The following is a 25424-nucleotide window of genomic DNA, read 5'->3' on the forward strand; positions in this document are numbered from 1 at the left end:
CTCCTGTTTCAAAATTCAGTAAATGTCCCGCCGGTAGAGGCCCTGCGCTGCGAGCGCCGCCATCCGGTCTTCGCCGAGCACGGCGTGAAGCGCCGCATCAACGGCCGGCGCCATCGTGTCGCTGCTGCCGCAGACATAGATCGCAGCACCGCGATCGACCCAGCGACACAGTTCCCCGGCTTCCTCGTGCAGACGGTGCTGCACATAGATCCGCTCCTGCTGGTCGCGCGAGAACGCCGTGGTGATGCGCGCAAGCGCGCCACTCGCCAGCAGTTTCTGCAAATCGTCCTCGAGCAGGATATCGGCGGCGCGGTTGCGCTCCCCGAAGAACAGCCAGTTTTCTGCCGATCCGCGGACGGCTCGGTAACGCAGATGCGCATGCAGACCTGCAATACCCGTACCGTTGCCGATCAGGATCATCGGGCGATCGAGGGCGGGAGCGTGGAAATTGGCGTTGCGGCGGATGCGGAGCAATGACGTTCCACCAATGGCAAGACCTTCCGTCAGCCAGCCCGAACAGAGGCCGAGCCTGCCATCCGGCCCGCGAACCTGACGCACGACGAGGTCCAGACTGCCATCTTCCGCGATCGAGGCGATGGAATATTCACGGATCGGCGCGTTTTCCGAATGATCCGCGGCCGGCACGATTTCGGCTATGTCACCTGCCTGCCACGTGGCCAAATCGCCTTCGGATCTCAGGCGGACCCGAAATACCGGCAGGCCAATGCTGCCGGTATTGAGATGGCTACGTTCGATCAGTCGAAACCGCTGAAAATCCTGCCGCATCGTTTCATCGGCGCCAATCACGGCACCCAGCGCCCGGATATGGCCCTGCCACGATGACAGCGCGCCCTGATCATGCGCATCGACATCGATGCGATCGAACAGGCGCTTGGCACCGCTTCTGTGCAGCCACGCGTCCAGTCGCCTGCCGAAAGCGCAGAAATCCCCATGGCGGCGGTCGCCCAGGGCCAGAACGCCATATTCAAGGTCGGGAAATCTCGTTGCTGCCGCCATGACGCGGCTTTCGAACCGGCGGGCACTGTCCGGAGCATGTCCGTCGCCATAGGTGCTGGCGATGAAAAGAACCTGCCTTTCCCTGCCAAGCTGTTCGATATCGATCTCATCGATAGACGCCAGCCGCGCATCGATTCCTGCCGCCCTGAAATCCTCGACCGCACGTCGTGCCAATTGCTCGGCAGATCCTGTCTGCGAGGCGTACACGATCAGAGGGCCCGCCGCGCCCATGACCGTGGTCCTTCCGGGAAGGGTAGCGGCAACCGACTTCGCCTTCCGGCGCCGATCGGCATAGAGCAAAATCCCGGTCACGGCGAAAAATGGCAAGCCGAGTGCTGCAATCACGACCATCACCCGCCAGACCGGACCAAAGGCGATGCCGGTATGGATCGGGTCCATATTCGCCATGATCCATTCACCGGCCTTCAGGTCGGCATGGAGTGTGCTCTTGACGATCTTGCCCGCCTTCGGGTCGATCTGCAGGTCGTCGAGGGCCCGGTCATTGGGCGCGCTCGTCGTCAGAACCCTCGCCCGCACCGGTTTTCCCGGCTGGGGCACGGTGAAGATTACATTGGCCAGCCGATCGCTATACTGGCTGCGCACCACGGCAAGAGCCGCCTCCAGCGAGACCGGCTCCGGCTTTTTCGCCTCCGTGTCCGGTGCTTCAGCGCTGGCGGGTCTTGGTTTTCTCGGCTTTGCGGTCTCGCTTTCGGAGGAAAGGATCCACGTCACCGCGCCGCGATACCAGTCATAGGACCACCACAGGCCGGACAGCGCGCTGATGACATAAAACATTGCCAGCCAGCTGCCGATGACGCTGTGCAGGCTGCGAAACAGCGCCCGGCCGCGGAGGGTGAAATCGAGCCTGAACCACGAACGCCAGTCGAGCGGCCGGCTTGGCCAGCGCAGATAGAGGCCGGACATCGCAAAGAACACGACAGCGAAGGCCGCGGCACCGGTGATGTGGCGGCCGATATCGTTGCTGGCGCCGGAGGCGGTCAGATAACGATGCAGGCTTCTGACCCTGCCGAAGAAATCCGCCCCTGTCGCCTCGCCCAGAAGTTCGCCGCTATAGGGATTGACGAAGATGCGCGGATTTCGCCCGCCATCGGCGGGCCGGCGAAGAACGGTGATCGTATAGGCGCGGGTCGGATCGCTCTCCACCTGCAGTGCCGTGATCCTGTCCTGCGGCAGCCGCGCGCGCACGATCGCCAGAAGTGCATCGGCGGAAAGCGGCGCATCGGCGGAAACGGCAACCCGCGCCTGCGGGCTCAGCGCTTCCATGATTTCGTCCTCGAAACCCATCATGGCGCCGGTCATCCCCATGAAGGCAAGAACCAGGCCGAGGCTGATGCCGAGCAGCCAATGCAGCCGGAAGATCACCCTGCGCGGCGAGATCCGCCATGGGCGTGATGCGCGCCATATGCGGCCCGATCGGGCGCCCATCGCCGTTGCAGGGTGATCTTCCACGTGGTCGCTCATGGCTTTGCAGCAGGCAGCGGCCGACCGCTGATATGCGACTGCACGGCCGAGACCATCAGGCTGAGCGCACCGAAAGAATTGGTGATCGTCTCTTCACGCGAGAGAAGAATGTAGCGACCTTCGCGGCACGCCTTCAGGAACTGGCAATAACCGGGCAGAACCTTTTCCATGTCGGCGATCTCTTCCGCAGGCTTGCCGCCGCCGTCGGAGCGATAGGTATCGAAGATGAAATCGGCATCGAGATCGGGCAGGCGCTCGGCGCTGACATCGATGCGTTCGCCCTCCGGAATGCTGTCGATGAGTTCGGGGAACTTGAAGCCGGCATCCCGCAGCACCCGGCCGAGCGTGCGATAGGTGTGGTGCACGGTCACCTTGCCCTTGTTGGCCTGGATGACCGAAACCGTGATCGTGCCGGTATCAACGACATGTTTCAGCTGATCGATCTGTTCCTTGTAACGCCGCTCCAGCACCGCAAGCCGCGCCTGCGTGCCGGTAAGATCGGCGAGCCTGCCATAGATGCGCGGGGCGCTGCCGATGAGATGGTCGATGCTGACGGTCGGCGCGATCTTTTCCAGCTGCTCGATCGGCGTGTCGCGCGACGGCTCGGTAATGATCAGGTCGGGCTTGGCGGCCACCAGCGCCTCGAGGTCGATATTGGCCGTGCCGATGAACTTGATATCGGAATTGTCGAAATCGACACCCGTCAGAAGCGCGCTCGACCGCAGGAAATGATGGCCGTCGAGTGCCGTGCGGCCATGACTTGCGACGGGCGGTGCACCGAGCTCGATCAGCGGAATGGTGATGTCGAGATCGTGCAGCGAGACGATGCGCTTGGGCTGGGTGGGAACCTGCACCACGCGGCCAAGATCGTCGGTGAAACTGCGCATCTCCTGGGCTCCGGCCGTTCCAAGGCCGGAAACGAGCATCAGGGCGGCAGCGGCGAGCCTGAACCGGGACAGATTCATGGTTCTTCTCTTTCTCTTGCAGGGTTTTGGAAACATCAGAGCCGGTCCCTCCTTCGCCACAGGAGCAGGAGGAAAAACGGCACGCCGAGAACCGACATGACGATGCCGGCCGGGATCTGTAGCGGCGCGAAAGCCAGCCGGCCGATCGTATCGGCGATCAGGACCAGCGCGGCACCGGTCAGGGCACTTGAGGTCAGCAGCGCCGTCTGGTTGCCGCCGATCAGGAAGCGGCCGATATGCGGCGCTATGAGCCCGACGAAACCAAGGCTGCCGACGCAGGACACGCTCGCCGCCGTCAGCAGCACCGGGCCGGCAAACCGCAGGAAGGAAATGGCCTGCAGGCGAACCCCGAGACCGATCGCCGTGCCATTGCCGAGAAGCGCCACATCGGCGGCGCGCGCGGTGAGGTAGAGCAATGCGCCGCCGACGATCAGCCAGACGAAGGCGACAATGACCAGCGGCCAGGTCGCCGCATGCAGGCTGCCGGCGAGCCAGACCATGGCGGTCTGCACGTCGCGAATGTTCGCGGTCGTCATGAAGATGGCCAGCGCTGCCGAAAAAAACCACGAAACGCCGATGCCGATCAGGATGAAACGGACCTTCGACATGTCGCGGGCAAGCGTCACGACGAGGACCGCGACCAGCAATCCGCCCATCATTCCCGCAACGGGTCGCCACAGAACCGCGCTCTGCGGCAGGAAGATGATGAGGGAGAGAACCATCACGGCCGTTCCCTCCTTCACGCCGATCAGGCCCGGATCGGCAAGACCGTTGCGGGTGATGGATTGCATGGCGGCGCCCGACAGGCCGAGCATCGCACCGCTGAGAATGGCGATCAGGATGCGCGGCAGGCGGATATCCCAGACGATGTAACGGTGTTCTGAACTCGCCTCTTGCGGCCGCAGGATGGTGTGGAGCAGATCCGGCAGCGGCAGATCGAAACTGCCGGCCGGCAACGATGCCAGCCCGACGAGAAGCACGATGACGGCGAGCCCCAGGCATGCGAGCACGATGCGCGGCCGAGCCAGGAAAGAGATGCCGGCGAGCGAGACGGCGCGATAGCCGCTGTTGCGCAGGAGATCGCTCATCGCAGGCTCCGGCTTGCCAGATAGATGAAGACCGGTGCGCCGGCGATGGCGGTCATCACGCCGGTCGCCAGTTCCTGCGGCGCCACGATCATCCGGGCAGCGATATCGGCCGCCAGAAGGAGAGCTGCGCCGCCGATGGCAGAAAGCGGCAGGAGGATACGCATGTCATTGCCGACGATCGGCCGCAGGATGTGCGGAACGACCAGACCGATAAAGCCGACAGGGCCAGCCAGCGAAACGGCGGCGCCCGATAACAGCGCGGCGCAGATCAGGCCGCCGGTCCGCACCAAGACCACCCTTACACCGAGGCCGGCCGCAACCTTGTCGCCCATGGCGAGAACGTTGAGATAGGGTGCCAACAGAAGCGAGGCGCCCATGCCCAGCGCCACGGCTCCGGCGGCATAGCCAAACGCCGGATAGGTCAGGCCGGCGAGATCGCCGGCAAGCCAGATCCTCAGATCCATCAATGTCTGCTCGTCGAGAATGAGGACGGCTGCAGTGAGGGATGAGGCGAAGGCGGAAAAGGCGATGCCGCACAGGGTTGCCTTGATCGGCGTCAGGCCGCTGCGACCGGCAGATGCCATGGCGATCACCAGGCAGAAGACGGTGGCGGCACCGATCGACGCGACCAGCGGCCGGCCGAGCGGACCGGCAAGCCATGTGCCGCCGAGCGCCGTCGCGAGAACCACCGCCAGTGCCGCGCCTGCGTTGAGGCCGAGAATATGCGGCTCTCCCAGCGGATTGCGGGCAACGGATTGCAACAGCGCGCCGGCCGAACCCAGCGCGGCACCGACGACAATGCCGCTCAGCAACCGCAGCAGGCGCAGATCGACGACGATCTTGTGGGCGAAATTGGTCGGATCATAGGAAAGGAGCGCGGAGACGACCGTCTGTGGTCCGATAAACCGGGCACCGATGCCGATATGCAGGATTGCCAGCGCGACGAGGAGCGACGAGGTGCAGACGAAGGCGAGAGAGGCCCGCCCAGAGGCAGACAGGCCGGGTTGCTTGTGGCGGATCGATGCGGCCGTCATTCGCACCGTCCCATCCGGCGGCTGACCGGCATGACGAATGGCCGCCCGGTCTGCGGATGCTCGGCGACAAGAACCTCGACATCGAAGACATCGGAAATCAGGGCCGGCGTACAGTCGGAGGGCGCCAGCACATCGGATGCCAGACGCCCTTCCTTCAGGAACAGGATCCGGTCGGCATAGGTGATCGCGCAGTTGAGATCATGCAGCACGACCACGACGGTGCGCCCATGTTCGCGCGTCAGATGATGCAGAAGATCGAGAATCTCCACCTGATAACGCATGTCGAGAAAGGCCGTCGGCTCGTCGAGCAGGATGGTTTCCGTCTCCTGCGCGATCGCCATGGCGATCCAGCACCTTTGCCGCTGGCCGCCGGAAAGATCGTCCACCTGCCGGTCGGCAAATTGCAGCGTGTCGGTCATCCGCATGGCGGTTTCGACGGCGGCCTCGTCCGCAGCGCTCCATTGCTTGAAAAGGCCCTGATGCGGAAAGCGGCCGCGGGCGACGAGATCGAAAACGCGCATGCCTTCCGGAACGACCGGATTTTGCGGCAGGATGCCGAGCCGCCGCGCCAGTTCCCGTGTCGGCAGGCGGTGAACCGATTTGCCATCGAGGCAGACCTGCCCGGCAGTCGGCGTCAGCAGCCGCGCGATCGTGGACAGCAATGTCGATTTGCCCGAGCCGTTGGGGCCGACAAGCGCCAGCATCTCTCCGCGCGGGATCGAGGCGCAGATATTGTCCAACACGGCCTTGGCGCCATAACCTGCGCTGACGCCTTCGATGGAAAGGGCGCCGGTTGCCGCCGGCGTCACGTCCGCACCGCCTTCAATGTCCGGGCCATGAATATCTAAGGGCGTCATGGCCAAGTGACCTTTGCAGATAGTTCGGTATCAAAACCCGCCGGTCAGCGGCGGCATGTTTCCGTTACATCATTTTATTGAATGTAGTAGTCAAGTTTTCCATACCTCTTCCTTTTTGTCGCACCGCACCCACCCCTGTTGAAAACCCTCCGCTGCGGCAAGCCTGCAACAATTTTGCAGCATATCCGGGCGAATTGTGCCGTCTTCGCGCGGTCTGCCTATTGCCATGGTTGCAATTTTCACACCCCGAATTTCACGGTCACCGGCGCTAAGTTTACTACTACATTCATGTTTGATTATTGCCCCGCTACATTATCAGTGCATCGGGGGATGTGATTTATGAGTGTTATCAAACGCCGCCTGCTCGGAACGTCGAGCCTGTTTGCCACGGTCGTTCTTGCCGGATTGGCGACTGCCGCAACGGCACAGGCCCAGACAGCCACCACAAACGCGAACCAAACCGCCACCGAAACAGGCGCGTCCGACACCACGCTTGCGCCGATCATCCTGTCCGGCAGCGGCGACAGCGACACGACCGGATACCAGCCGGTTTCCAACAGCTCGGCCACCCGCAGCAACCTGCCGCTTCTCGACATCCCGCAGGCCGTCAACATCGTCAGCGACAAGGTCATCGAGGACCAGGCGGCCAAGACGCTGGACGACGTGCTGAACAATGTCAGCAGCATCAACCAGGCCAATACGCTCGGCGGCACACAGGATGCCGTGATGCGCCGCGGTTTTGGCGAAAAGATCGACGGTTCGGTGCTGACCGACGGCCTCAGAACCGTGCTGCCGCGCAGCGTCAACGCCACGACCGACCGGGTGGAAGTGCTGAAAGGCCCGTCCTCGGCCCTTTACGGCATTCAGGAACCGGGCGGTGTCATCAACGTCATCACCAAGAAGCCGCAGGAAAAATTCGGCGGCTCCATCACCGCGACGGGCTCCAGCTTCGGCGGCGGCTCGACACAGCTTGATGTTACGGGTCCGATCGAGGGCACCGATTTCGCCTACCGCCTGATCGGATCCTACGAGGATGTCGATTACTGGCGCAATTACGGCAAGACCAAGCAGTGGCTGATCGCGCCCTCGCTGTCCTGGACGGGAGAGGACACGAAGGTCAACGTGGCCTATACGCACCGCGACTATCTGCTTCCCTTCGACCGCGGCCAGATCTTTGACGAGACCACGGGCAAGCCTGTAACCACCGACCCGAAGACGCAGTTCACCGAACGCTACAACATCACCGACGGCCGCTCCGATCTCTTCAGCGTCAATGTCGAACACGACCTTTCCGACGACTGGAAGGTCCGGTTCGACTACAATTACAGCCAGGACGTCTATTCGGATAACCAGGCCCGGATCATGTCCTACGACCCGGCGACCGGCAATCTGACCCGCAGAGCCGACTCGACCAATGATTCCACCCAGAAGCAGCATGCCGTGCGCATGGATCTGCAGGGGGACGTCGATATTGCCGGCTTCCGCAACGATCTGCTGATCGGCGCCAATTACACGGATTACGACCTGCTGCGCTCGGACATGATCCGTTGCTCGGCCGTCGGCGGCTTCAATATCTACAATCCCGTCTATGGCACGCTGCCGAAATGCACGACCGTCGCCGCCAAGGACAGCGACCAGACGATCCAGCAGAAATCGCTGACGGCCTATGTGCAGGATGCGGTGCATCTCAACGACCAATGGATCCTGATCGGCGGCCTGACGCTGCAGCACTATGATCAGTATGCCGGCAAGGGCCGCCCCTTCATCGTCGCGACCGATGCCGAAGGCTTCGAAGTCACGCCGCGCGCCGGCATCGTCTACAAGGTCACGCCGGACGTTTCGCTTTACGCGACCTATGCAAGCTCCTTCATGCCGCAATCGTCGATTGCCGATGTGATCGGTGAACTGCCGCCGGAAACCGGAAAGTCCTACGAAGTCGGCGCCAAGTTCGAACTGCTCGGCGGACTGACGGCAACGACCGCCTTCTATCATATCGACAAGCGCAACGTTCTCTACAACGAGACGATCAACAATGCCGACGGGACCACGACCAGCATTTCCAACACCTCCGGCAAGGTCATGTCGCAGGGCTTCGAATTCGACATTGCCGGCGCGCTCACAGACAATCTGAGCATGATCGCCAGCTACAGCTATAATAACAACGAGGTTGTCGAGGATGCCCAGTATCAGGGCAACAACCTCGCCAATGTCGCGCGTCACACCGGCTCGCTTTACCTCACCTATGATTTCGGCGAGGTCTTCGGCACCGACAACACGTTGAAGATCGGCGGCGGTCTTCGTGGCCGCAGCAAGGCTCCGGGCAATTACGGCAATGACTATTACCTGCCGGGCTATGTCGCTGCCGATGCGTTTGCCACCTACACGATCCAGACCGAACGCCCGATCGCCGTTCAGCTGAACCTGAAAAACCTCTTCAACAAGACCTATTACACCTCGTCGCTCTATACGGCCGGCGCCTATCTCGGAAACCAGATCGGCAATCCGTTCGAGGCTTCGCTTTCGGTCAAGATGTCCTTCTGAACCGATCCCGATCATCAAGCATGACGATGCCGCAGCCTTCCCGCTGCGGCATTTTTTTGTCCGCGACAGAGACCGGGAGCTGACGGTTCTGCCTCTGAAAGGCACCTTGCCAAGCAGGCATCAATGCCCTCTCTCGACTACATGGCCTCGCGATGTAGTAGCTTGAGAGATTTTCTCCAAAGTTTTTTCCGCAAACTGGCGATATCGATTTTTCCCAGCCGGCCTCGTTCATCCGCATTGTAAATGCTACGAAATCGGCAGAAAATCCGGCGTGTGGGCTCTTATTCCCGCTTCGCCGCGTCGGATGCGCCGACAGGATTTCCTCCGATCGTCATCCATAAAGTTGACTACTACATTCATGTTTGTCTATTTGCCTCCATTACATTCTCTTCGCATCCAGGGGGCACTTCATGCAGACAGGGAAAACCCGGCGCACCGAGCGCTACGGCATCTTGGCATCGGCCGTCATCATCGGCCTGACGTCGGGCGCCGGGCTGGCAGCGGCGCAAGATGCGGCCGATACCGCAAAACGGACGGACGATAGTCAGACGCAGGAAGCAACCTCCGACACGGCGCTTGCACCGATCATTCTCAACACGTCCGGAAACGGTGAAACCAAAGGCTACCAGCCGGTCGACAACAGTTCCGCGATGCGCGGCAACATGCCCATTCTGGATATTCCCCAGGCGGTCAACGTCGTCAGCGACGCGATCATCCAGGACCAGAATGCCAGGTCTCTCGATGACGTGCTGAACAATGTCAGCAATATCAATCAGACGAACACGCTGGCCGGCACGCAGGATTCCTTCATCCGGCGCGGTTTTGGCGACAATCGCGACGGCTCGGTTCTGACCAATGGCCTGCGGACGGTTCTGCCGCGCAGCTTCAATGCGACCACCGACCGCGTCGAGGTTCTGAAAGGCCCCTCGTCCGCGCTTTACGGCATTCAGGAACCGGGCGGCGTCATCAACGTGCTGACCAAGCGCCCGCAGCAGAAATTTGGCGGTTCTATCTCGGCAACGGGCTCAAGCTTCGGCGGCGGCTCGACGCAGTTCGACGTCACCGGTCCGATCGGCGACACCGATTTTGCCTACCGGCTGATCGGCTCCTACCAGAATGTCGACTACTGGAGAAACTACGGCAAGACGAAGGAATGGCTGTTGTCGCCGTCGATCGCCTGGTTTGGCGAGGATACGACCGTCAACCTCTCCTATACGCACCGCGACTATGTCGTTCCCTTCGACCGCGGCCAGATTTTTGACCTGACGACCGGCCATGCCGTGACGACCGATCCGAAAATCCAGTTCACCGAACCCTATAACGTCACGGACGGTACCTCGGATCTCGTCAGCCTCAATGTCGAGCATGACCTCAGCGACGACTGGAAACTGCGGTTCGACTACAATTACAGCCGCGACGCCTATTCCGACAATCAGGCGCGTATCATGTCCTATGATCCGGCGACCGGCGACCTGACCCGCCGGGCGGATTCCACCAATGGATCGACGCAGTTCCAGCATGCGTTCCGGCTCGACGCGCTCGGCGATGTCGAGATCGCCGGACACCGCAACGAGATTCTCCTCGGTGCCAGCTATAGCGATTACGACCTCCTGCGCTCGGACATGATCCGTTGCGGCAATGTGCAGGATTTCAACATCTACAATCCCGTCTACGGGACGCTGCCGAAATGCACGACGGTGGTGGCCAAGGACAGCGACCAGACGATCCAGCAGAAGCTGCTGACGGCCTATGCGCAGGATTCCTTCTACCTGACCGATGACCTGATCCTGGTCGGCGGGCTGACATTCCAGCACTATACCCAATATGCCGGCAAGGGCCGCCCCTTCGTGGTCGGCACCGATGCCGAAGGGTTCGAAGTCACGCCCCGCGCCGGCATCGTCTACAAGGCGACGCCGACCTGGTCCTTCTACGGCAATGTCGCGACCTCCTTCATGCCCCAGACTTCCATCGCCGACTATATTGGCGAGCTTCCGCCGGAAAAGGGCGTTTCCTACGAGATCGGCACCAAGTTCGAACTGTTCGATGGCATCACGGCAACGGCTGCGCTCTTCCACATCGACAAGGAAAACGTCCTCTATAACGAGTTCATCGATGGCGTGACCTATGCCCGCACAGCCGGCCATGTCCGCTCGCAAGGCTTCGAACTCGATCTCGCCGGCGCGCTCACCGAAAACTGGAGCGTTATCGCCAGCTACGGTTATACCAATGCTAAGATCATCGAAGACCCGACCTATGCCGGCAAGCAGCCGGTCAATGTCGCCAAGCACACCGCGTCGCTCTATCTCACCTATGATTTCGGCGAGTTTTTTCGGCACCGAAAACACGCTTAAGGTCGGCGGCGGCGTTCGCGCCAAAAGCAAGCGGGCCGGCGTCTACAGCAACGAATATTTCCTCCCCGGTTATGCGGTTGCCGACGCCTTTGCTGCCTATACGATCCAGTCGGAACGACCGGTCACCTTCCAGCTCAACCTGAAGAATATCTTCGACAAGACCTACTACACATCCTCGATCTATGCTTCCAATCTGGGCAACCAGATTGGCGAACCCTTCGAGGCTACGCTTTCCGTGCGCATGGATTTCTGACCGCAATCCAGCCGAACAAACATCCGTGTCGCCCTGTCACCATGCAGGGCGACATCTCCTTTTCATCCACCGGAAAACAGCCGCCATGAAACGAATGACAAAACGACCGCTGGATCGCCTCGGTGAGCGGCTTTCGACCCGGATGCAGAAACTGTCGCCAGGGCTGAAGACGGTGGCGCTTTACATCAGCGAAAACCGCGAACTCGTCCTGTCACAGTCCGCGCTGGAAATTGCCGCCGAAACGAATACGTCGGACGCGACCGTCATCCGCGCGGTCCAGGCTCTCGGTTTCGAGGGGCTGCGCGACCTCAAGTCTGAGCTGCGGACTGCAATCGGCGGCTCGCTGTCCTCGGCCGAAAAGATGGAGGCGACGACCAAGGACCTGAACGAGGATCTGAATGCCGCGATTTCCTATGTGTCGGACAGCCATCTCGAAGCCGCCCACTGTCTTTCCAATGAGGAAGGCCGCGCCTCGATCATGGCGGCGATCAACCTTCTTTCGACCGCGGGCAGGATCGCCGTCTTCGGGATCGGCGCGTCCGGCATCCTTGCCGATTATGCGGCCCGCCTTCTCTATCGCAGCGGTTTTCCCTCCTATGCGCTGAACAGGACCGGTATCGGGCTCGGTGAACAGCTGCTTTCCATGAGCCAGGGCGACGTGATGATCATGATGGTTCAGGGCAGCGCCCACCGGGAAGGTGCCACTGCCGTCAGCGAAGCCGTCAGGCTGAATGTGCCGATCATCCTCCTCACCGCGGTCAAGACCCCGGCCTTTCAGGACAGGGCAAGCGTCACCATCCTTGCGCCGCGTGGCCAGACGGACCGGTTTCCGCTTCACGGCGCCATCATGATGTATCTGGAAACGATCGTGCTCGGCCTTGCGACGATCAATGCCGAGCGATCGACAAAATCGCTGCAGCGCCTCAACCAGTTCTATACGTCGGTCCGCAAGAAGAACCGGAAATTCTGACCGGGATCATCCTTCCGGTCCGAAAGGCCGGTTCAGGCCTTTATGGCGTCGATCAGTGCGCGGAACCCCGCCGACATGTGGCGACGGCTGGGATAATAGAGATAAAGGGGCTCTTCCGGCTGGGTCCAGGCATCGAGCACCTGAATGAGCTCACCCGAGCTGAGATAATGTTCGACGCGATTTTCCCAGACATAGGCCAGTCCGACGCCGCCCAGTGCGGCCTGCGTCATCAGTTCATGATCGTCGAGCGAGAGCGGGCCGGTCGGCTGGAAAGCCACTTTTGCCCCGTCCTTTTCGAACTCCCAGGCATATCTTGCCCCTGACGGAAACATGTTCTGGATGCAGAGATGCGCCTTCAGGTCATGCGGCGTCTGCGGCTCCGGCCGCCGGGCAAAATAGGCGGGCGAGCCGACAACGACGAGGCGCAGCCGCGTCCCGATACGCACCGCGATCATGCCGTCTGTGATCCGTTCTCCGAAACGGATCCCGCAATCAAAACCCTCCTCGACGATATCCACCAGCCTGTCGGTCGCGCTGATCTCGAGCTCGAGATTCGGATTGGCTTCCAGCAAAGGACCGATGACATTGCCGATCACGAAGGGCCCGATCGAGTTCGGAACGCTGATCCTCACCTTGCCGAACGGCGTTTCCCGAAACTGGTTCAGAGTATCGAGCGCAGAGGTGATTTCGCCGAAAGCCGGATCGAGATGGGAAAGGAGCAGCTTGCCGGCTTCCGTCAGCGACACGCTGCGCGTCGTCCGGTTGAGAAGGCGGATACCGACGCGATCCTCGAGGTTCAGCACCGCATGGCTGATGGCCGAGGCCGTGACGCCCCTCTCCTCTCCCGCCTTTCGAAAACTCTTGTGCCTTGCGACGGCGGTGAAAGCCGACAATTCGGATAGTTCGGTGGCGCGCATTACTGAAACTCATTCAGCATTGTCTCTCAAAGAACGAATCTTATGCATCAATCGATTTTCCGTCAAATCTTTCGGCACCGGCAACGAGCCGATGAGATCCAACCGAGAGAGAAAAAGGTGCCATCATGAAAGTCTGGTTTATTACAGGTGCATCGCGTGGTTTCGGCGCTTTGATGACCAAGGAAGCGCTTGACGCCGGTGACGCCGTCATCGCCACCGCCCGCAATCCGAAAACCGTCACCGAGGCCTTCGGCGATCATCCGAACCTCATGGCCGTCGGTCTCGATGTCACGAACGAGGCACAGGCCATCGAAGCCGCTGCCGCCGGCGTCCAGCGCTTCGGCCGCATCGATATTCTGGCAAACAATGCGGGCTATGGACTTCTCGGCGCAGTCGAGGAAGCGACGGCGAGCGAAGTCGAGGCGATCTATGCCACCAATGTCTTCGGCCTCTTGAAGGTCACGCGCGCCGTGCTGCCGCATATGCGGCGCCAGCGCTCGGGCCATATCCTGAACTTCTCGTCGATCGGCGGGTATTTCGGTTATCCCGGCTGGGGCGTTTATGGCTCGACCAAGTTTGCGGTCGAGGGCATTTCGGAATCGCTTGCGACCGAAATCAAGCCATTCGGCATCCATGTCACGATCGTCGAGCCGGGCTTCTTCCGCACCGACTTCCTGCACGACAATTCGCTGGCGATCAGCCCGGCAACCATCCCGGATTATGTCGGCACGCCGGCCGGCAACATGCGCGATTTCGCCGCCTCGGCAAATCACGCCCAGCCCGGCGACCCTGCAAAGCTCGCAAAGGGCATCCTGCAGCTTGTCGCTGCCGAAAACCCGCCGCTGCGCATGCCGTTTGGCAGCGATACGGTCGCGGTGATCGAGGAGCAGAACAGAAGCGTCGGCGAAGAACTTGCCCGCTGGCGCGACCTTGCGGTCTCGACGGACTTTGCAGCCTGAGTTGCAAGATCCCAAACCACTTCCAGCCACGGCATGTGGCTGGAAGTAAGGGTGCGGTAAGCTCCTGGCTTACACTGCGTCCTCGAGATCGGCCAGAATGGCGCGGATCCACGGAAGAGCGATATCTTCCGGCAGTTCGTCAGCGGTAGCGTTATGCGTAAGCCGCGTTCCGACCTGCACCGCCTCGCGCGCAACCAGCGCCTCGGCCAGCTTCATCGAACCATGGGCGAAGGTTTCGGCATATTCGCTGTCGCCCAGGCCGAAAATGGCAAAGCGGACATGGGAGAGTTTTGGCGCAAGCGCTTCCAGCTTCGTCATGAACGGCTTTGCCGATGCCGGAACATCGCCATCGCCATAGGTTGAGCAGACAATGACATGAAAATCCTGCCCATCCAGCCCGGCCGGGTCGATCGCGGCGAGGTCTGCGCAGGCGACGTCATGGTCGCCATCGAGCGCACTCTTGATATCGTCGGCCAGCATCGCGGCGTTGCCCGTTTCGGTGCCGTAGAGAACCGCTATCTTCACAATCCTGCTTCCCCTGATCCTGCGTGATTTGATCGGGCCGCCTGCAGCATCGCGTCGATCGACTGCAGTTTGGCCCGGCATCTTTCGTCATTGCGCCCGAGTAATTCGGCCGCCTCGATCCGCTGCCAGCCGGCATAATCAACGACATCGGGCAGGTTTTCGAAGATTGCGGACCCGATCCGCCGGTTATCCGCCGCCAGTTCACCAAGTACCTGCGCCGCGATGGTCTGCGCAGACAGGCGCGCATCGGGAATGGCACCTTTCGGGCCATGGCCAAACCATCCGGCGGAATAAAGGCGCGAGCCCGGCTTTCCGGCAGCGCCATCCGTTTCAGAGGCCCCAAGCTCGCCATTTGAAGCAAACCCCACGGCCGTCACGATGGACGAAGCCTCGATGATCTTTTCACCCTGCGGGCTGGCCACACGGAGCCCGGTCACATGGTCTGCTCCCTCAACCGAGAGCGGCACACGCGAAAAACAGAATTTTACCTCGATCGGCCCGCTGCCGATGCCGTCTATGCCTGCCAGCGCATCGATGCGTTTTTGCTCGTCGTCTCCATCGGCTTGACCGGGATCGGTTAGGCTGATGCGGACACGCGACAGGTTCGCCAGTTCGCGGATCATCAGCGGATCGAATTTGGCTTTAGCCCCGGGGGACCGCCCGAGCACGGTAATGCTGCGAAAACCATTGCCCGCGAGCCATGCCGTGGCTTCCGCGCCGAGATCCGAGCCCGCAAGTTCGCGCGGGGATTTGCTGAGGAGTCGCAGAAGGTCGATCGCGACATTGCCGTTGCCGACAATCAGCGGGTTTGGCCCCAATGCCGGCAGCGGATCCGCGAAAGGATGGCTCTGCAGGCTGCGAATGAGGGATCCGGCGCCGTAGACGCCCGGAAGATCATCCCCGGCTATGCCAAGCCGCCTGTCCTGTGAAAGACCGGCAGCCAGAACAACCGCGTCATAGGCATCGCGCAACATATCCAGCGATAGATCGCGCCCGATATGAACGTTGCCGAAAAACCGCGCGCCCTGGCGTTCGAAAATGCGGGAAAACTGCCGCGTGATCGCCTTCGTGCCCTGATGATCGGGGGCGACGCCATAACGGATCAGCCCATAGGGCGTGGGCAGGCAATCGATCAGGGCGATTTCGAGGGCGGGCGCGTCCTTCAACAGAGACTGGGCGACAAAACAGCCCGCTGGCCCCGCACCGACAATCGCCACCTTCCCTCTCATACATCCCTTCCGACACGCCCTGTAGCAGACGCGGCTGTCTTCTATTGCACCAGCCCTGCGGTGCGCGGATCGCCGCCGCCATTGACAGGTTAGCGATATGCGATATTGTTCGATAAAACAACATCCGTGCTAATATCGCACAAAATGATTGCGGGACGTGGCTTTGTCAAGCGAACGGCCGCAGCGTTTAAAAGGGGAACGTGGGAACAATGGCGAATGCGCAGCGTGAGATGCCCGTCCTGCCGGAGGCATGGACATGGATCGCAAACAGCAGCGATCTCGATGGTCCGAGGCCGGTTATTCCGATCACGATCTACGGCCAGAGGCTGGTTCTGTTTCGCGACGACGAAGGCAAGCTCGGGCTGATCGAACGCCACTGTCCGCATCGCGGCGCCGACATGTGTTTCGGGCGCAGGGAAGACAACGGATTGCGCTGTCCCTTCCATGGCTGGCTTTTCGACCGCAACGGCCAGTGCATAGAGCAGCCCGCGGAGCCTGCGGATTCCACGCTTTACAAGACGATCAAGCTTCCGAGCTATCCGGTCGTCGAAAAGAACGGTGCCGTCATGGCCTTTCTCGGCAGCGGCGAACCGCCGGCTGAAGACAATATTGCCTGAATACCCGGCCCCGCAACCGTATCTCTCTTTTTCCATCGATGGCTATGAATACCTTTAAGCAAAGGAATGCAGCATGATCAGCCAGAAACTGAATGACCAGATCACCCGTATCGGACCTGCGACGCCGGCCGGTGAAGTCATGCGGCGATACTGGCAGCCTGCGGCCCTTTCCGACGAGGTCGTCGGCGCGGATCCGATGGTTCCGGTCAATCTGATGGGAGAGAGGCTGGTCCTGCTGCGCGATCCAACCGGCAGCTTCGTTCTGGCAGAGCGCGTTGCAACGGCGGATGAAGCGCCGGCCTTCCACCCGGATCGGGATGCGATCAGGCTGGTGGAAGGCGGCGCCGTCTACCCGGTCATAGAGAAAAAAGGTGTCTTCTTCACCTATATGGGACCGGGCGAGGCGCCTGAATTTCCGAATTTCGACTGTTTTCGCGCTCCCGACAGCCATGTCTTCGCCTTCAAGGGGCTCTGGGAATGCAACTGGCTGCAGGCGCTCGAAGTCGGCATCGATCCGGCGCATGCCTCCTTCCTGCATCGTTTTCTACAGGATGAGGATCCGGCCGACAGCTATGGCAAGCAGTTCCGCGACAAGGCCGGTCATACCGATATGCCGATGACGCAGGTCCTGCGCGAATATCCGCGTCCCGATATCGAGGTCGAGGAAACCGATTTCGGCCTGAAAATCACGGCGCTGCGCCATATGGCCAATGACCTGACCCATGTCCGCGTCACGAACCAGATCTTTCCCGGCGCAATCTGCATTCCGATGTCGCGCGAGATGACGATCACCCAATGGCATGTGCCGGTGGATGACCAGACCTGCTACTGGTACACGATCTTCACCAGCTTCGCGAAGCCGGTCGACAAGGAGCTGATGCGCAACCAGCGCCTGAAGGAACACCGCCTGCCGGATTACGCTCCGCTCAAAAACCGGGAGAACAATTATCACTACAATCCCGAGGAACAGGAAAAGCTGACCTATACCGGCATGGGTCTCGACATCAACGTCCACGACCAGTGGGCGGTCGAGGGTCTCGGCCCGATCCAGGATCGCACACGCGAACATCTTGGCCGCGGCGATGCGGCAATCGTCCGTTACCGGCTGATGCTCCGAAAGGCGATCAAGGCCGTGGAAACGAGCCGTGAGGACGGGTTGCTGATGCGCGACAAGTCCGCGGCTGCGATCATCGGTCCGCTTTCCAACGATGCCATCACATCCACCGGCAACTGGCTGGAAGCAAGCCGGCAGGCGGATATGCAACGCCGGGCCGAATGCCCCTGGGATGCAAGTGTGTGATGCAGTCGCGTGAACCGCTGCCGGAGAAGGCGGAAAGCACCGATCTTGCCGTCTGGCCGGTCGATGGCCACACCTTTGAAGACATACTCGACGGCTATTTTCCGCTGAATGAATCGGTTCGGCAGATGATGGCGCGGCACCAGTTCATCTTCATGAGGATTTCGATCCTTCATGCGCCGGTAATGAACATTCACGGACTGGCGCCAACCGAGCCGGTGCCGCTCTATCTGCGAAAAATCTATGCCGGCATGATCGACAGTATGGTGATCACCGCCGAGCGATCCGTCGATGGGATGCAGATGAGCGGTTCGGGCGCTTGGATGTGGGTCGACGGAACGGAGGAGACGCAGCATTTTCCGGCGTCGACCCGTCTCGGCGAGCCGGCCTTCGTTCGCGGTATCGGCATCCGCAGCATGAAAGCCGACGACAACCTCACCTCGCCGGCCAACGTTGCGATCCTGCGGCTTGATGGTGGTATTGCGGAAGAGTCTGCGGTCGCGAATGCGCTCTCCCGGCTTGGCTGGTCCAGCGGACGAGCATGGCCACTCGAGACGGATCATGCGGGCGGCATAAAACGCTCGACCGCTACCGATGCCGCTCACCGCGATGCGAGCGGCAGCCGCCTCCTGATCAACACGAGCGAGGATCAGCTCGATGCGAAAACCCTGGAACTCAGCCGGCTGGTGTAATCAGTCAAAGGCCGAATGGAAGCCGGCTAAAGAAGTGCGGCGATCGTTTTCGAACATTCGCGCAGCGTATCGACCACGCGATTGAAATAATCCTTCTCCATCAGGCGGGCGCTATTGCCGGAAATGCCGACGGAGGCGATTTCGCCCGATGCCGAACGGGCCGAAATCGCGATCGCTGCAACGCCGGCCTCGAACTCGCCGTCGACCAGGGCAAACCCCCGCTCGGCCGTCAGCGCGATATCCTGCGCAATCGCCTTGCGGTCGAGCAATGTCGTCGATGTAAACCGTTCGACCGGGGCGGTCGCGACCAGTTCCTCAATTCTCTCCGGGCTGCTGGCGGCGACGAGCGCCCGGCCGATGGCCGATTGCAGCAGCGGCACCCGGCTACCGACGGTAAAACCGATACTGGCCGGCTTCGTGTCGTTTCCGGCATGGGCGACATAGACGGCATCATTCTCGTCGATCATCGCCATGGAGATCGCATCGGAGAGCTGGTGGGAAAAGGAGCGCAGCACCGGTTCGATCGTCTTGCCGAACTTACGGCCCTGCAGGAAGCCGCTGGCCAGAACGAGAATACGCGGCGTCAGCGAAAACACCCGGTCCTCCTGCTTGACGTAACCGAGATGAAGCAGCGTCAGGACCAGCCGGCGGGCCGAAGCGCGGTCGAGACCCGTCACTTTGGCGATCTGCGGCAAGGTCAGATGCGTCGTCTCGCTGTCGAATGCCTTCAGCACGTTCATGCCCTTGACGAAAGTCAGGGATATATCCTTGTCCGTAAGCTCTCGCTGCGAGGAGCTTTTATCCATTCCAGATCCCCTGGTTCCGGCATTGCTTGGCTGGTCGCGGCAATAGGTAGCCTATGGGGCGTGAGAGGTCGAGCGCCTTCGGAAAACGATCACGCCGCGCGGCTTTTCAGCCTCTGTTCGCGGATGAAGATGAACAGGCCAGACGCCACGATCAGGACGGCGCCCAGCATCAGGCCGAACCTCGGCAACTCGTCGAAGAACAGCCAGCCGAACACCACCGCCCAGACGAGCAGCGTATATTGCAGCGGCGCCACCGTCGCCGCATCCGAGATTTTGAGCGCCCGGTTGACCAGCATGTGGGCCGCCATGGCGACGATGCCGAGCATGCCAAGCAGCACGAGATCGCGTCCGGACTCGATCGGCGCCCAGCCGACCGGCGCGAAGACGAGGCCGGCAAGCCCGGCACCGCCGACCTGGAAAAACACCAGCGTGCTGTCCGGCGTGCCTTTCAAAAAGCGGCCGGAGATCAGCATGAAGGCAAAGGCGGCGCTGCCGGCAATCGAGATCATCGCCGGCCAGGTGAACATGGCGCTGGAGGGTTCGAGCGCCAGGATCACGCCGATGAAACCCACCGCGATCGCCGTCCAGCGTCGCCAGCCCACCTTTTCACCGAGCAGAAACGGCGAGCAGGCCGCGACATAGATCGGGGCCGCGAGCCAGAAGGTCATCACATCCGCCAGCGGCAGATAGATCACCGCCCAGTAGAAGCAGAAAACCTCCGCCGTCGAAAAGAAGACGCGGGACAGCTGCATCAGCGGCCGCTCCACCCTGAACAGTTTACCGAAGCCGGCAAACCAGACCATCGGCACGAGGATGAAAAGTGCCGCCGCGCTGCGCAGAAAGATCAGCTGGCCGAGCCCGTAGGTCGAGATCAGCCATTTGCCCATGGCATCGTTGAGCGAGAACATCAGCATGCCCAAAAGCATGAGAAGCGGTCCGGCAGCCGCGCCGGAAACAACCGAAGACTTGAACATCATCCAGCGAGATCAGAGAGAGGATTGGTCGGAGATGCGACGGCTGACGGTGAAGGCGCGCTCAAGCTCGGGATTGAGCTCCATGCCGAGCCCCGGTCCCGGCGGAACCGTGATCATGCCGTTTTTCACTTCCGGAAGTGCGGTCACCAGATCGCGATACCAGGTCTTGTAAAAGGCACGCACGCTTTCCTGCACCAGAGCGTTCGGCGCATTCAGCGAAAGATGGGTCGAGGCGCAAAGCACGACCGGCCCCGTGCAATCATGCGGCGCCACCGGCAGATGCCAGGCCTCCGCCATCGAGGCGATCTTGCGGGATTCGGAAAGGCCGCCGCACCAGGAAATGTCGAGCATGACGATGCCGGCCGCCCCGGTTTCGAGATAGTCGCGAAAACCCCAGCGGCTGGCGAGCGTCTCCGAGGCCGAGATCGGCGCCGGCGACACTTCCGCATAACGCTTGAGGCTGGACAGGCTGTCCATCTTGATCGGGTCTTCGTGCCAAAAAGTCTGGTAGGGCGTCAGCGCCTTGGCGATCTGCATGGCCGGCAGAAGCTGCCACATCGAGTGGAACTCGACCATGATATCCATCCGGTCGCCGACGGCCTTGCGGATCTTTTCGAACGGTTCGAGCGCCGATTTCAGATCCGGCATGGAGATATACTGGCCGCGCGTCCGCTCTGCCGCCGCATCGAAGGGCCAGATCTTCATGGCGGTGATGCCCTCTTCGAGCAGCGATTCCGCCAGCTCATCGGCGCGGTGCAGGAAGCCGTTCAGGTCGTCATATTGCTTGCCTTCCGACAAGCCGTAATTGGCCGTCGCCTGTCCGGTCGCCTTCTTGATATATTCGGTGCCGGCGCAGGTATTGTAGGTGCGGATTTCCCGGCGCGAAAAACCGCCGAGCAGCTGGGCGATGGGCTGACCCGTCGCTTTCCCAAAAATATCCCAGAGCGCGATATCGAAGGCGGAATTGCCCCGCACCTCCGCTCCCGAAGAACGGAAGCCGACATAACCGACCAGATCCTGCGCAAGCTTGTCGATGGCGAGCGGATCGTGTCCGATCACCCGTGGCGCGACATATTCGTGGATATAGGCTTCGACCGTCTCTGCGCCGAAAAAGGTCTCTCCAAGACCGGTGATACCCTCATCCGTATGCACCAGGACCCAGAGCAGGTTGGCGCGTTCAGCAACGCGCACCGTCTCAAGACTTGTTATTCTCATGGACCATCCTCCCTGGCGCATTTCGAATCTAAGTTATTGCGATATAAAATGGAAATTGGCGGAAAGGCCAGCCGCTTCGAACCACGGTCCGGAAAATCTCCTCTCGCTTAAAGAATCCCCCAGGCACGGAAACGGCCGCGGCCCGTCAATTCGCGCAGATTGAGTTCCGCCGCGATCTTCAGCGCGCCCTGCGGCGTAACCCCGAGCGCCTCGGCAATCATGCCCCCGGATACGATCGGGCGTGACAGGACAAGGTCGACCAGCTGCGGCAGCTTGGACGAGCTACGGCGGCCCGCCAGCCGACGATCCATCTGCTGGCGCGCCAGAAGCAGCCTGTCGTGTTCCTTCAGCCCGAGATCGGCAGCGAGCGCAAAAGCCTCAAGAATGGCTGTCAACCGCACGGTCCGGTCGCGGCTTGTCCGGCGATCACGGGCAACGAGTTTCAGGCCGGAATTCAATGTCGGCAGATGCACCGTCAGCCCCCCTGCCCGCAGCAGGGATGCTGCCAGCAGACGCCCGAGCCAGGGCGCATGCTGCAGGACCTGCAGCCGGTTCCAGGCATCGAGCGCGATGGCAGCCTGCAGCGCCGGATGCATGGCTGCGGTTTCCGACAGCACGAATTGCCATTCGGAAAGCCGCTCTTCCTCATCCCAATCCGGCTCGTAAAGGAAAGGATCGCGCTCCTTCGGCGCGTGCGTGCGTACCGTCGCAGCGTCGGCAAGCAATGCCTCGCTGCGTTCGAGAATGGCGTCGATCGCGGCGAGATGGCCAGAGAGCGGGTCTGCCATGGAGTCTGAAAGGGGATCAGTCGCGTCGTCCGGCATTCCCTTGGTCTCGAGCGCCTCCGGCAGAGGCGCCGAATAGGCGGAGGCACCGGCAAGATGATCGCTGCCGCCCCTTAAGCGCGACAGACCTTCGACGCTCACCGCCCAGCCCGCCGGCTGCTCGGCAATGCGACGGCGCGACCGCAACACGTCATGGGCGATGGTCAGTTCATGGCTCGGCGCACGAATCCCCATGGCCGCATCGTGCAGGACAAGGTCCTCGAGATGGACAAGTTCTCCATCTACCCAGAGAGACGCGCAGGCATCGCCGAAATGCGTGCGGTCGATCCAGCCCTGCCCGAAAGCCGATCTTGCCACCCGCTCATCCAGCCGCGCCAGTCCGGCAACCGCCTTCAAAGCGGGCTCGAAAAGCTCTGGGAGGGAAATTTTCGCGAGATCGTAACGCATTGAAGAATCAATACATCAACACCGATATGAAAGCGATATGGCGTTTAAGTTTTGCCACCTTGTATCGCTATCTGGGGGATGTTTTCCGGAATCTGCCTTGATATGCGGAGCGAGCCTGCCGCCATCGCATCCAGGTGGGCCTTTGGCCGCTGCAGGAGAGAAAATTACCTCAATCCCGATGCCCGCCCAAAGTATCAGACCTTTCAGGAATGAAAACCCTGATTCTGCAATCTGCACAGAATCGGACTGAAAACGTGTTTTGATGGCTCCGAATGAGCGGTGATGCGCCAAGGCTTTGCCCTGTGCACGTGGCTGGTCTGGGATGGTGTTGGGCAGACACTGAAATGATGACCAATGTTGGCCGGTGCCGGTGCCGGTGCCGGTGCCGGTGCCGGGAGAGGCGCCATCAGTTGTCCGCGGACAACAAGCTGGAAACCGTCTCTGCATCCTCTGTTTTGGGCTACGCGCGTGAACGGCGGCGGGGCAACGCTTCGGCCAATACCACTCACCCGCCCGCCTCCGTCGCGTACGCCACGCGATACCCCGGCCAATTCATTCGTCCCCACAGACAGGGGTACTTTTCGCCGAGCTTCCCATTTCAAGAAACCCAGTCGATTTCCATCTGCGACCGCTCCTCGAAACGGACCAAAGCAAGCCTCAAGCCCACTCGGCGGCCGGCAGTTTCTGGCACGCGAAATCGTCGGACGAAGAGAAGGTGCGTGAAGTCGACCACGGACAACTCGCTTTGAATTTGTCTCACCGCATTCTTCCGGCCTCCGGGGAATAGTCCTCTCCGTCCATAGAGGTCGGGGCAATTGCATGTGGACTTCAAGAACCCGAAGATCTCAGTTGAGAGAGATGACAGAGGCTGAGTAACATTTCGGCGAACGCGATATGAAACGAGTGCCTGGGCCGCCCCTCATCCGGCTGCCGCCACCTTCTCCCCGCCTGCGGGGAGAAGGGTATGCCGTGCCCGCTCGCTCCTCATTTAGGCGGGACCATGATCCAGCCGCAACGTAACGCGGGGCACGTCCCCTCTCCCCGCAAGCGGGGAGAGGGCTAGGGTGAGGGGCCGACGCACACTCAAAGGTGCGCAAATATGGGGAAGTTCAGAACACCCCATCGAGCAAAACCAACACCTTGCACGATTTCACCTTCACCTCATTCCCACCACTCCTAAAATCACTCCCGTCCCGCTTCGGCTACACCGGCACGCATCGCCGGCGAGGTGGGACCGGTGATCCGGTCGAGCGCTGTGATGCAGGCGTAAGATCGGGGGCTGCGCAGAAAATGGTCTGCCTCTCGCCTGAACAAGGAGGGACGTGCGTGTGTCGCACACATGCGATAGCTGGTTTCACCTGGGACTTGTTCCCAAGAGGGGCTTGGATCGCCGCAGACGGACCGGAGTTGCGCGGAAAAACCACCGAACGGGACACGTCGCGTGTCACATATAAAATTTCAATTCGAGGCACCCGACGTGTCGCGGCCGAAATTCAAGAAAAATCGAGATCACCAAGGGAGGATTCTGTCCTCCAACTGATGGAGCAGGACCAATGCCAAAGACCGATTACAGCGAATACGAAAAGCGCCGCGCCGCGGACCACGAATTCGAGTGGCGACTGACCGCGACACTGAATCTGATCCAGAACCATTTTTGCCGCTTCAGGGAGTGCCGGCGCAATCGCCAATGCTGCGGCCCGATGGTCCGCTCCGCGCATCAGGATGGACAGGTAAAAGCCCAAAGGGAGATCGGTCTGAGCGGAGACGCCTGCGCCTGCCTGCCCCGCTGCGTCGCGCAGGCAAACGCGCCTCAATATGCCGCCCTCCATCAATCGATGAAACAGGTCAGGGAAATGAGAAGCAAGGTGGGGAATGATCAGGCGATGGCGGCCAGGTTTCGGAGAAGACAAGAGCCGCGAGCAAGGCACAAGCCGCCGCATCAAGGATCGAACGGATAGGCGCCATTGGTCGAGGGCTAAGCCGTGAATAGCGGGACGGCAGGTCGAGGCTGATAATGAACCCGGTGGCAGACATATCGGCCTGCCCGTCCAGTTGTCCGCGGACAACCGAATGCATTCTCCGAGCTGCGCTTTATCGAGTTGCGAAGTTCTTCGATTCGGGTCCATTTTGCATTGGCTCCGTTCGCGCGAGATTCTTTCACCCGAACCCTCAATGAATATGTCACTGCTCACTCTTCCAGCAAATGTCTTCCGGAAATCACTTCCGATCGTCGTGCCGAGAATTCTAAAGCTGCGCGGCTCAAATGTTGAGAAACAGCTCTCACCAACCGTGTCCTGCCAACTGCCGAACATTCGAGGGGAGCTTTCGATGGTTCGCCCTTCCCACAGGTTACAGCCCGAGAGTGCCCAAGAGACCTCGAGGAGAGCAAATCCCCTGCCCTGA

At 60.9% G+C, this 25424-nt stretch carries 21 protein-coding genes; 9 read left to right on the forward strand and 12 right to left on the reverse strand.

From position 1 onward, the window contains the following. Nucleotides 1-15: 15 nt before the first annotated feature. From FHW37_RS04185 to FHW37_RS04205, 5 genes are read right to left on the reverse strand one after another with little or no spacing between them, the layout of a single operon-like run. Nucleotides 16-2499, reverse strand: coding sequence for a PepSY domain-containing protein (locus FHW37_RS04185; RefSeq protein WP_145632888.1), 2484 nt, complete (start codon nt 2497-2499; stop codon nt 16-18). Further along, the gene (locus tag FHW37_RS04190) at nt 2496-3464 is read right to left on the reverse strand and encodes an ABC transporter substrate-binding protein (protein ID WP_145632891.1); all 969 of its coding nucleotides are present in this window, start codon (nt 3462-3464) and stop codon (nt 2496-2498) included. The genes FHW37_RS04185 and FHW37_RS04190 overlap by 4 nt, the downstream gene beginning before the upstream one ends. A 35-nt stretch (nt 3465-3499) precedes the next feature. Further along, nucleotides 3500-4552 carry a FecCD family ABC transporter permease gene (locus FHW37_RS04195; protein ID WP_145632894.1) on the reverse strand — a complete coding sequence of 351 codons (1053 nt, stop codon included), beginning with the start codon at nt 4550-4552 and terminating at the stop codon, nt 3500-3502. Then, the gene (locus FHW37_RS04200) at nt 4549-5586 is read right to left on the reverse strand and encodes a FecCD family ABC transporter permease (RefSeq protein WP_145632897.1); all 1038 of its coding nucleotides are present in this window, start codon (nt 5584-5586) and stop codon (nt 4549-4551) included. The genes FHW37_RS04195 and FHW37_RS04200 overlap by 4 nt, the downstream gene beginning before the upstream one ends. Next, nucleotides 5583-6443: an ABC transporter ATP-binding protein gene (locus FHW37_RS04205; protein ID WP_145632900.1), complete on the reverse strand. Its 861-nt coding sequence runs from the start codon at nt 6441-6443 to the stop codon at nt 5583-5585. Before FHW37_RS04205 ends, FHW37_RS04200 begins: the two co-directional genes overlap by 4 nt. 339 nt (nt 6444-6782) lie before the next feature. Between FHW37_RS04205 and FHW37_RS04210 the strand changes: the two genes are divergently transcribed. The 4 genes from FHW37_RS04210 (at nt 6783) to FHW37_RS04220 (ending at nt 12558) form a co-directional block, all read left to right on the forward strand. Beyond that, a complete protein-coding gene (locus FHW37_RS04210) occupies nt 6783-8984 on the forward strand; it encodes a TonB-dependent siderophore receptor (protein WP_145632903.1) in 2202 nt (733 codons plus the stop codon). Between the two features lie 410 nt (nt 8985-9394). Beyond that, on the forward strand, nt 9395-11335 hold the full coding sequence (locus FHW37_RS04215; protein ID WP_281407232.1) for a TonB-dependent siderophore receptor: 1941 nt from the start codon (nt 9395-9397) through the stop codon (nt 11333-11335). Beyond that, complete coding sequence (locus FHW37_RS34415) at nt 11295-11588, forward strand: TonB-dependent receptor (RefSeq protein WP_281407233.1); 294 nt, start codon at nt 11295-11297, stop codon at nt 11586-11588. The genes FHW37_RS04215 and FHW37_RS34415 overlap by 41 nt, the downstream gene beginning before the upstream one ends. 85 nt (nt 11589-11673) lie before the next feature. Further along, the gene (locus FHW37_RS04220; RefSeq protein ID WP_145632905.1) at nt 11674-12558 is read left to right on the forward strand and encodes a MurR/RpiR family transcriptional regulator; all 885 of its coding nucleotides are present in this window, start codon (nt 11674-11676) and stop codon (nt 12556-12558) included. Nucleotides 12559-12590: 32 nt separating this feature from the next. Here FHW37_RS04220 and FHW37_RS04225 read toward each other — a convergent pair whose 3' ends face one another. Further along, nucleotides 12591-13475 (reverse strand): LysR family transcriptional regulator, encoded by an 885-nt coding sequence (locus FHW37_RS04225; RefSeq protein WP_145632908.1) that lies wholly within the window; start codon nt 13473-13475, stop codon nt 12591-12593. Nucleotides 13476-13600: 125 nt separating this feature from the next. Here FHW37_RS04225 and FHW37_RS04230 point away from each other — a divergent pair, with 125 nt between their 5' ends. Then, entirely contained in the window at nt 13601-14434 is an 834-nt protein-coding gene (locus tag FHW37_RS04230) for an SDR family NAD(P)-dependent oxidoreductase (protein ID WP_145632911.1), read from the forward strand. A 69-nt stretch (nt 14435-14503) separates the two neighbouring features. Here FHW37_RS04230 and FHW37_RS04235 read toward each other — a convergent pair whose 3' ends face one another. Both FHW37_RS04235 and FHW37_RS04240 read right to left on the reverse strand, forming a co-directional pair. Then, nucleotides 14504-14959 (reverse strand): flavodoxin domain-containing protein, encoded by a 456-nt coding sequence (locus FHW37_RS04235; RefSeq protein WP_145632914.1) that lies wholly within the window; start codon nt 14957-14959, stop codon nt 14504-14506. Continuing rightward, nucleotides 14956-16188 carry an FAD-dependent oxidoreductase gene (locus FHW37_RS04240; RefSeq protein ID WP_145632918.1) on the reverse strand — a complete coding sequence of 411 codons (1233 nt, stop codon included), beginning with the start codon at nt 16186-16188 and terminating at the stop codon, nt 14956-14958. Before FHW37_RS04240 ends, FHW37_RS04235 begins: the two co-directional genes overlap by 4 nt. Before the next feature lie 209 nt (nt 16189-16397). On the opposite strand from FHW37_RS04240, the gene FHW37_RS04245 reads away from it, so the two are divergent. The 3 genes from FHW37_RS04245 (at nt 16398) to FHW37_RS04255 (ending at nt 18794) form a co-directional block, all read left to right on the forward strand. After that, complete coding sequence (locus FHW37_RS04245; protein WP_145632921.1) at nt 16398-16805, forward strand: Rieske 2Fe-2S domain-containing protein; 408 nt, start codon at nt 16398-16400, stop codon at nt 16803-16805. 73 nt (nt 16806-16878) lie between these two features. Continuing rightward, nucleotides 16879-18105 carry an aromatic ring-hydroxylating dioxygenase subunit alpha gene (locus FHW37_RS04250; protein WP_145632924.1) on the forward strand — a complete coding sequence of 409 codons (1227 nt, stop codon included), beginning with the start codon at nt 16879-16881 and terminating at the stop codon, nt 18103-18105. Next, a complete protein-coding gene (locus tag FHW37_RS04255; RefSeq protein ID WP_145632927.1) occupies nt 18105-18794 on the forward strand; it encodes a hypothetical protein in 690 nt (229 codons plus the stop codon). Before FHW37_RS04250 ends, FHW37_RS04255 begins: the two co-directional genes overlap by 1 nt. A 26-nt stretch (nt 18795-18820) precedes the next feature. Here the strand turns inward: FHW37_RS04255 and FHW37_RS04260 are convergent, their stop codons facing one another. From FHW37_RS04260 to FHW37_RS04275, 4 genes are all read right to left on the reverse strand, one after another. Continuing rightward, nucleotides 18821-19600 (reverse strand): IclR family transcriptional regulator domain-containing protein, encoded by a 780-nt coding sequence (locus FHW37_RS04260; protein WP_145632930.1) that lies wholly within the window; start codon nt 19598-19600, stop codon nt 18821-18823. 89 nt (nt 19601-19689) lie between these two features. Further along, a complete protein-coding gene (locus FHW37_RS04265) occupies nt 19690-20577 on the reverse strand; it encodes a DMT family transporter (RefSeq protein WP_246690656.1) in 888 nt (295 codons plus the stop codon). Between the two features lie 9 nt (nt 20578-20586). Continuing rightward, nucleotides 20587-21789, reverse strand: coding sequence for a mandelate racemase/muconate lactonizing enzyme family protein (locus FHW37_RS04270; RefSeq protein ID WP_145632933.1), 1203 nt, complete (start codon nt 21787-21789; stop codon nt 20587-20589). Nucleotides 21790-21896: 107 nt separating this feature from the next. Then, nucleotides 21897-23021, reverse strand: a complete 1125-nt coding sequence (locus FHW37_RS04275; RefSeq protein WP_145632935.1) for an RHE_PE00001 family protein — start codon at nt 23019-23021, stop codon at nt 21897-21899. A 1553-nt stretch (nt 23022-24574) separates the two neighbouring features. Here FHW37_RS04275 and FHW37_RS04285 point away from each other — a divergent pair. After that, the gene (locus FHW37_RS04285; RefSeq protein ID WP_145632938.1) at nt 24575-24979 is read left to right on the forward strand and encodes a hypothetical protein; all 405 of its coding nucleotides are present in this window, start codon (nt 24575-24577) and stop codon (nt 24977-24979) included. Nucleotides 24980-25424 lie beyond the last annotated feature (445 nt).

The sequence above is a fragment of the Neorhizobium alkalisoli genome (assembly GCF_007829835.1).
GTDB lineage: Bacteria > Pseudomonadota > Alphaproteobacteria > Rhizobiales > Rhizobiaceae > Neorhizobium.

What these genes read in the sequence shown, in the direction of transcription:
- FHW37_RS04185 (WP_145632888.1), bottom strand. Translation starts at nt 2,499, where the DNA reads ATGAGCGACCACGTGGAAGATCACCCTGCAACGGCGATGGGCGCCCGA.
- FHW37_RS04190 (WP_145632891.1), bottom strand. Translation starts at nt 3,464, where the DNA reads ATGAATCTGTCCCGGTTCAGGCTCGCCGCTGCCGCCCTGATGCTCGTT.
- FHW37_RS04195 (WP_145632894.1), bottom strand. Translation starts at nt 4,552, where the DNA reads ATGAGCGATCTCCTGCGCAACAGCGGCTATCGCGCCGTCTCGCTCGCC.
- FHW37_RS04200 (WP_145632897.1), bottom strand. Translation starts at nt 5,586, where the DNA reads ATGACGGCCGCATCGATCCGCCACAAGCAACCCGGCCTGTCTGCCTCT.
- FHW37_RS04205 (WP_145632900.1), bottom strand. Translation starts at nt 6,443, where the DNA reads ATGACGCCCTTAGATATTCATGGCCCGGACATTGAAGGCGGTGCGGAC.
- FHW37_RS04210 (WP_145632903.1), top strand. Translation starts at nt 6,783, where the DNA reads ATGAGTGTTATCAAACGCCGCCTGCTCGGAACGTCGAGCCTGTTTGCC.
- FHW37_RS04215 (WP_281407232.1), top strand. Translation starts at nt 9,395, where the DNA reads ATGCAGACAGGGAAAACCCGGCGCACCGAGCGCTACGGCATCTTGGCA.
- FHW37_RS34415 (WP_281407233.1), top strand. Translation starts at nt 11,295, where the DNA reads ATGATTTCGGCGAGTTTTTTCGGCACCGAAAACACGCTTAAGGTCGGC.
- FHW37_RS04220 (WP_145632905.1), top strand. Translation starts at nt 11,674, where the DNA reads ATGAAACGAATGACAAAACGACCGCTGGATCGCCTCGGTGAGCGGCTT.
- FHW37_RS04225 (WP_145632908.1), bottom strand. Translation starts at nt 13,475, where the DNA reads ATGCGCGCCACCGAACTATCCGAATTGTCGGCTTTCACCGCCGTCGCA.
- FHW37_RS04230 (WP_145632911.1), top strand. Translation starts at nt 13,601, where the DNA reads ATGAAAGTCTGGTTTATTACAGGTGCATCGCGTGGTTTCGGCGCTTTG.
- FHW37_RS04240 (WP_145632918.1), bottom strand. Translation starts at nt 16,188, where the DNA reads ATGAGAGGGAAGGTGGCGATTGTCGGTGCGGGGCCAGCGGGCTGTTTT.
- FHW37_RS04245 (WP_145632921.1), top strand. Translation starts at nt 16,398, where the DNA reads ATGGCGAATGCGCAGCGTGAGATGCCCGTCCTGCCGGAGGCATGGACA.
- FHW37_RS04250 (WP_145632924.1), top strand. Translation starts at nt 16,879, where the DNA reads ATGATCAGCCAGAAACTGAATGACCAGATCACCCGTATCGGACCTGCG.
- FHW37_RS04255 (WP_145632927.1), top strand. Translation starts at nt 18,105, where the DNA reads ATGCAGTCGCGTGAACCGCTGCCGGAGAAGGCGGAAAGCACCGATCTT.
- FHW37_RS04260 (WP_145632930.1), bottom strand. Translation starts at nt 19,600, where the DNA reads ATGGATAAAAGCTCCTCGCAGCGAGAGCTTACGGACAAGGATATATCC.
- FHW37_RS04265 (WP_246690656.1), bottom strand. Translation starts at nt 20,577, where the DNA reads ATGATGTTCAAGTCTTCGGTTGTTTCCGGCGCGGCTGCCGGACCGCTT.
- FHW37_RS04270 (WP_145632933.1), bottom strand. Translation starts at nt 21,789, where the DNA reads ATGAGAATAACAAGTCTTGAGACGGTGCGCGTTGCTGAACGCGCCAAC.
- FHW37_RS04275 (WP_145632935.1), bottom strand. Translation starts at nt 23,021, where the DNA reads ATGCGTTACGATCTCGCGAAAATTTCCCTCCCAGAGCTTTTCGAGCCC.
- FHW37_RS04285 (WP_145632938.1), top strand. Translation starts at nt 24,575, where the DNA reads ATGCCAAAGACCGATTACAGCGAATACGAAAAGCGCCGCGCCGCGGAC.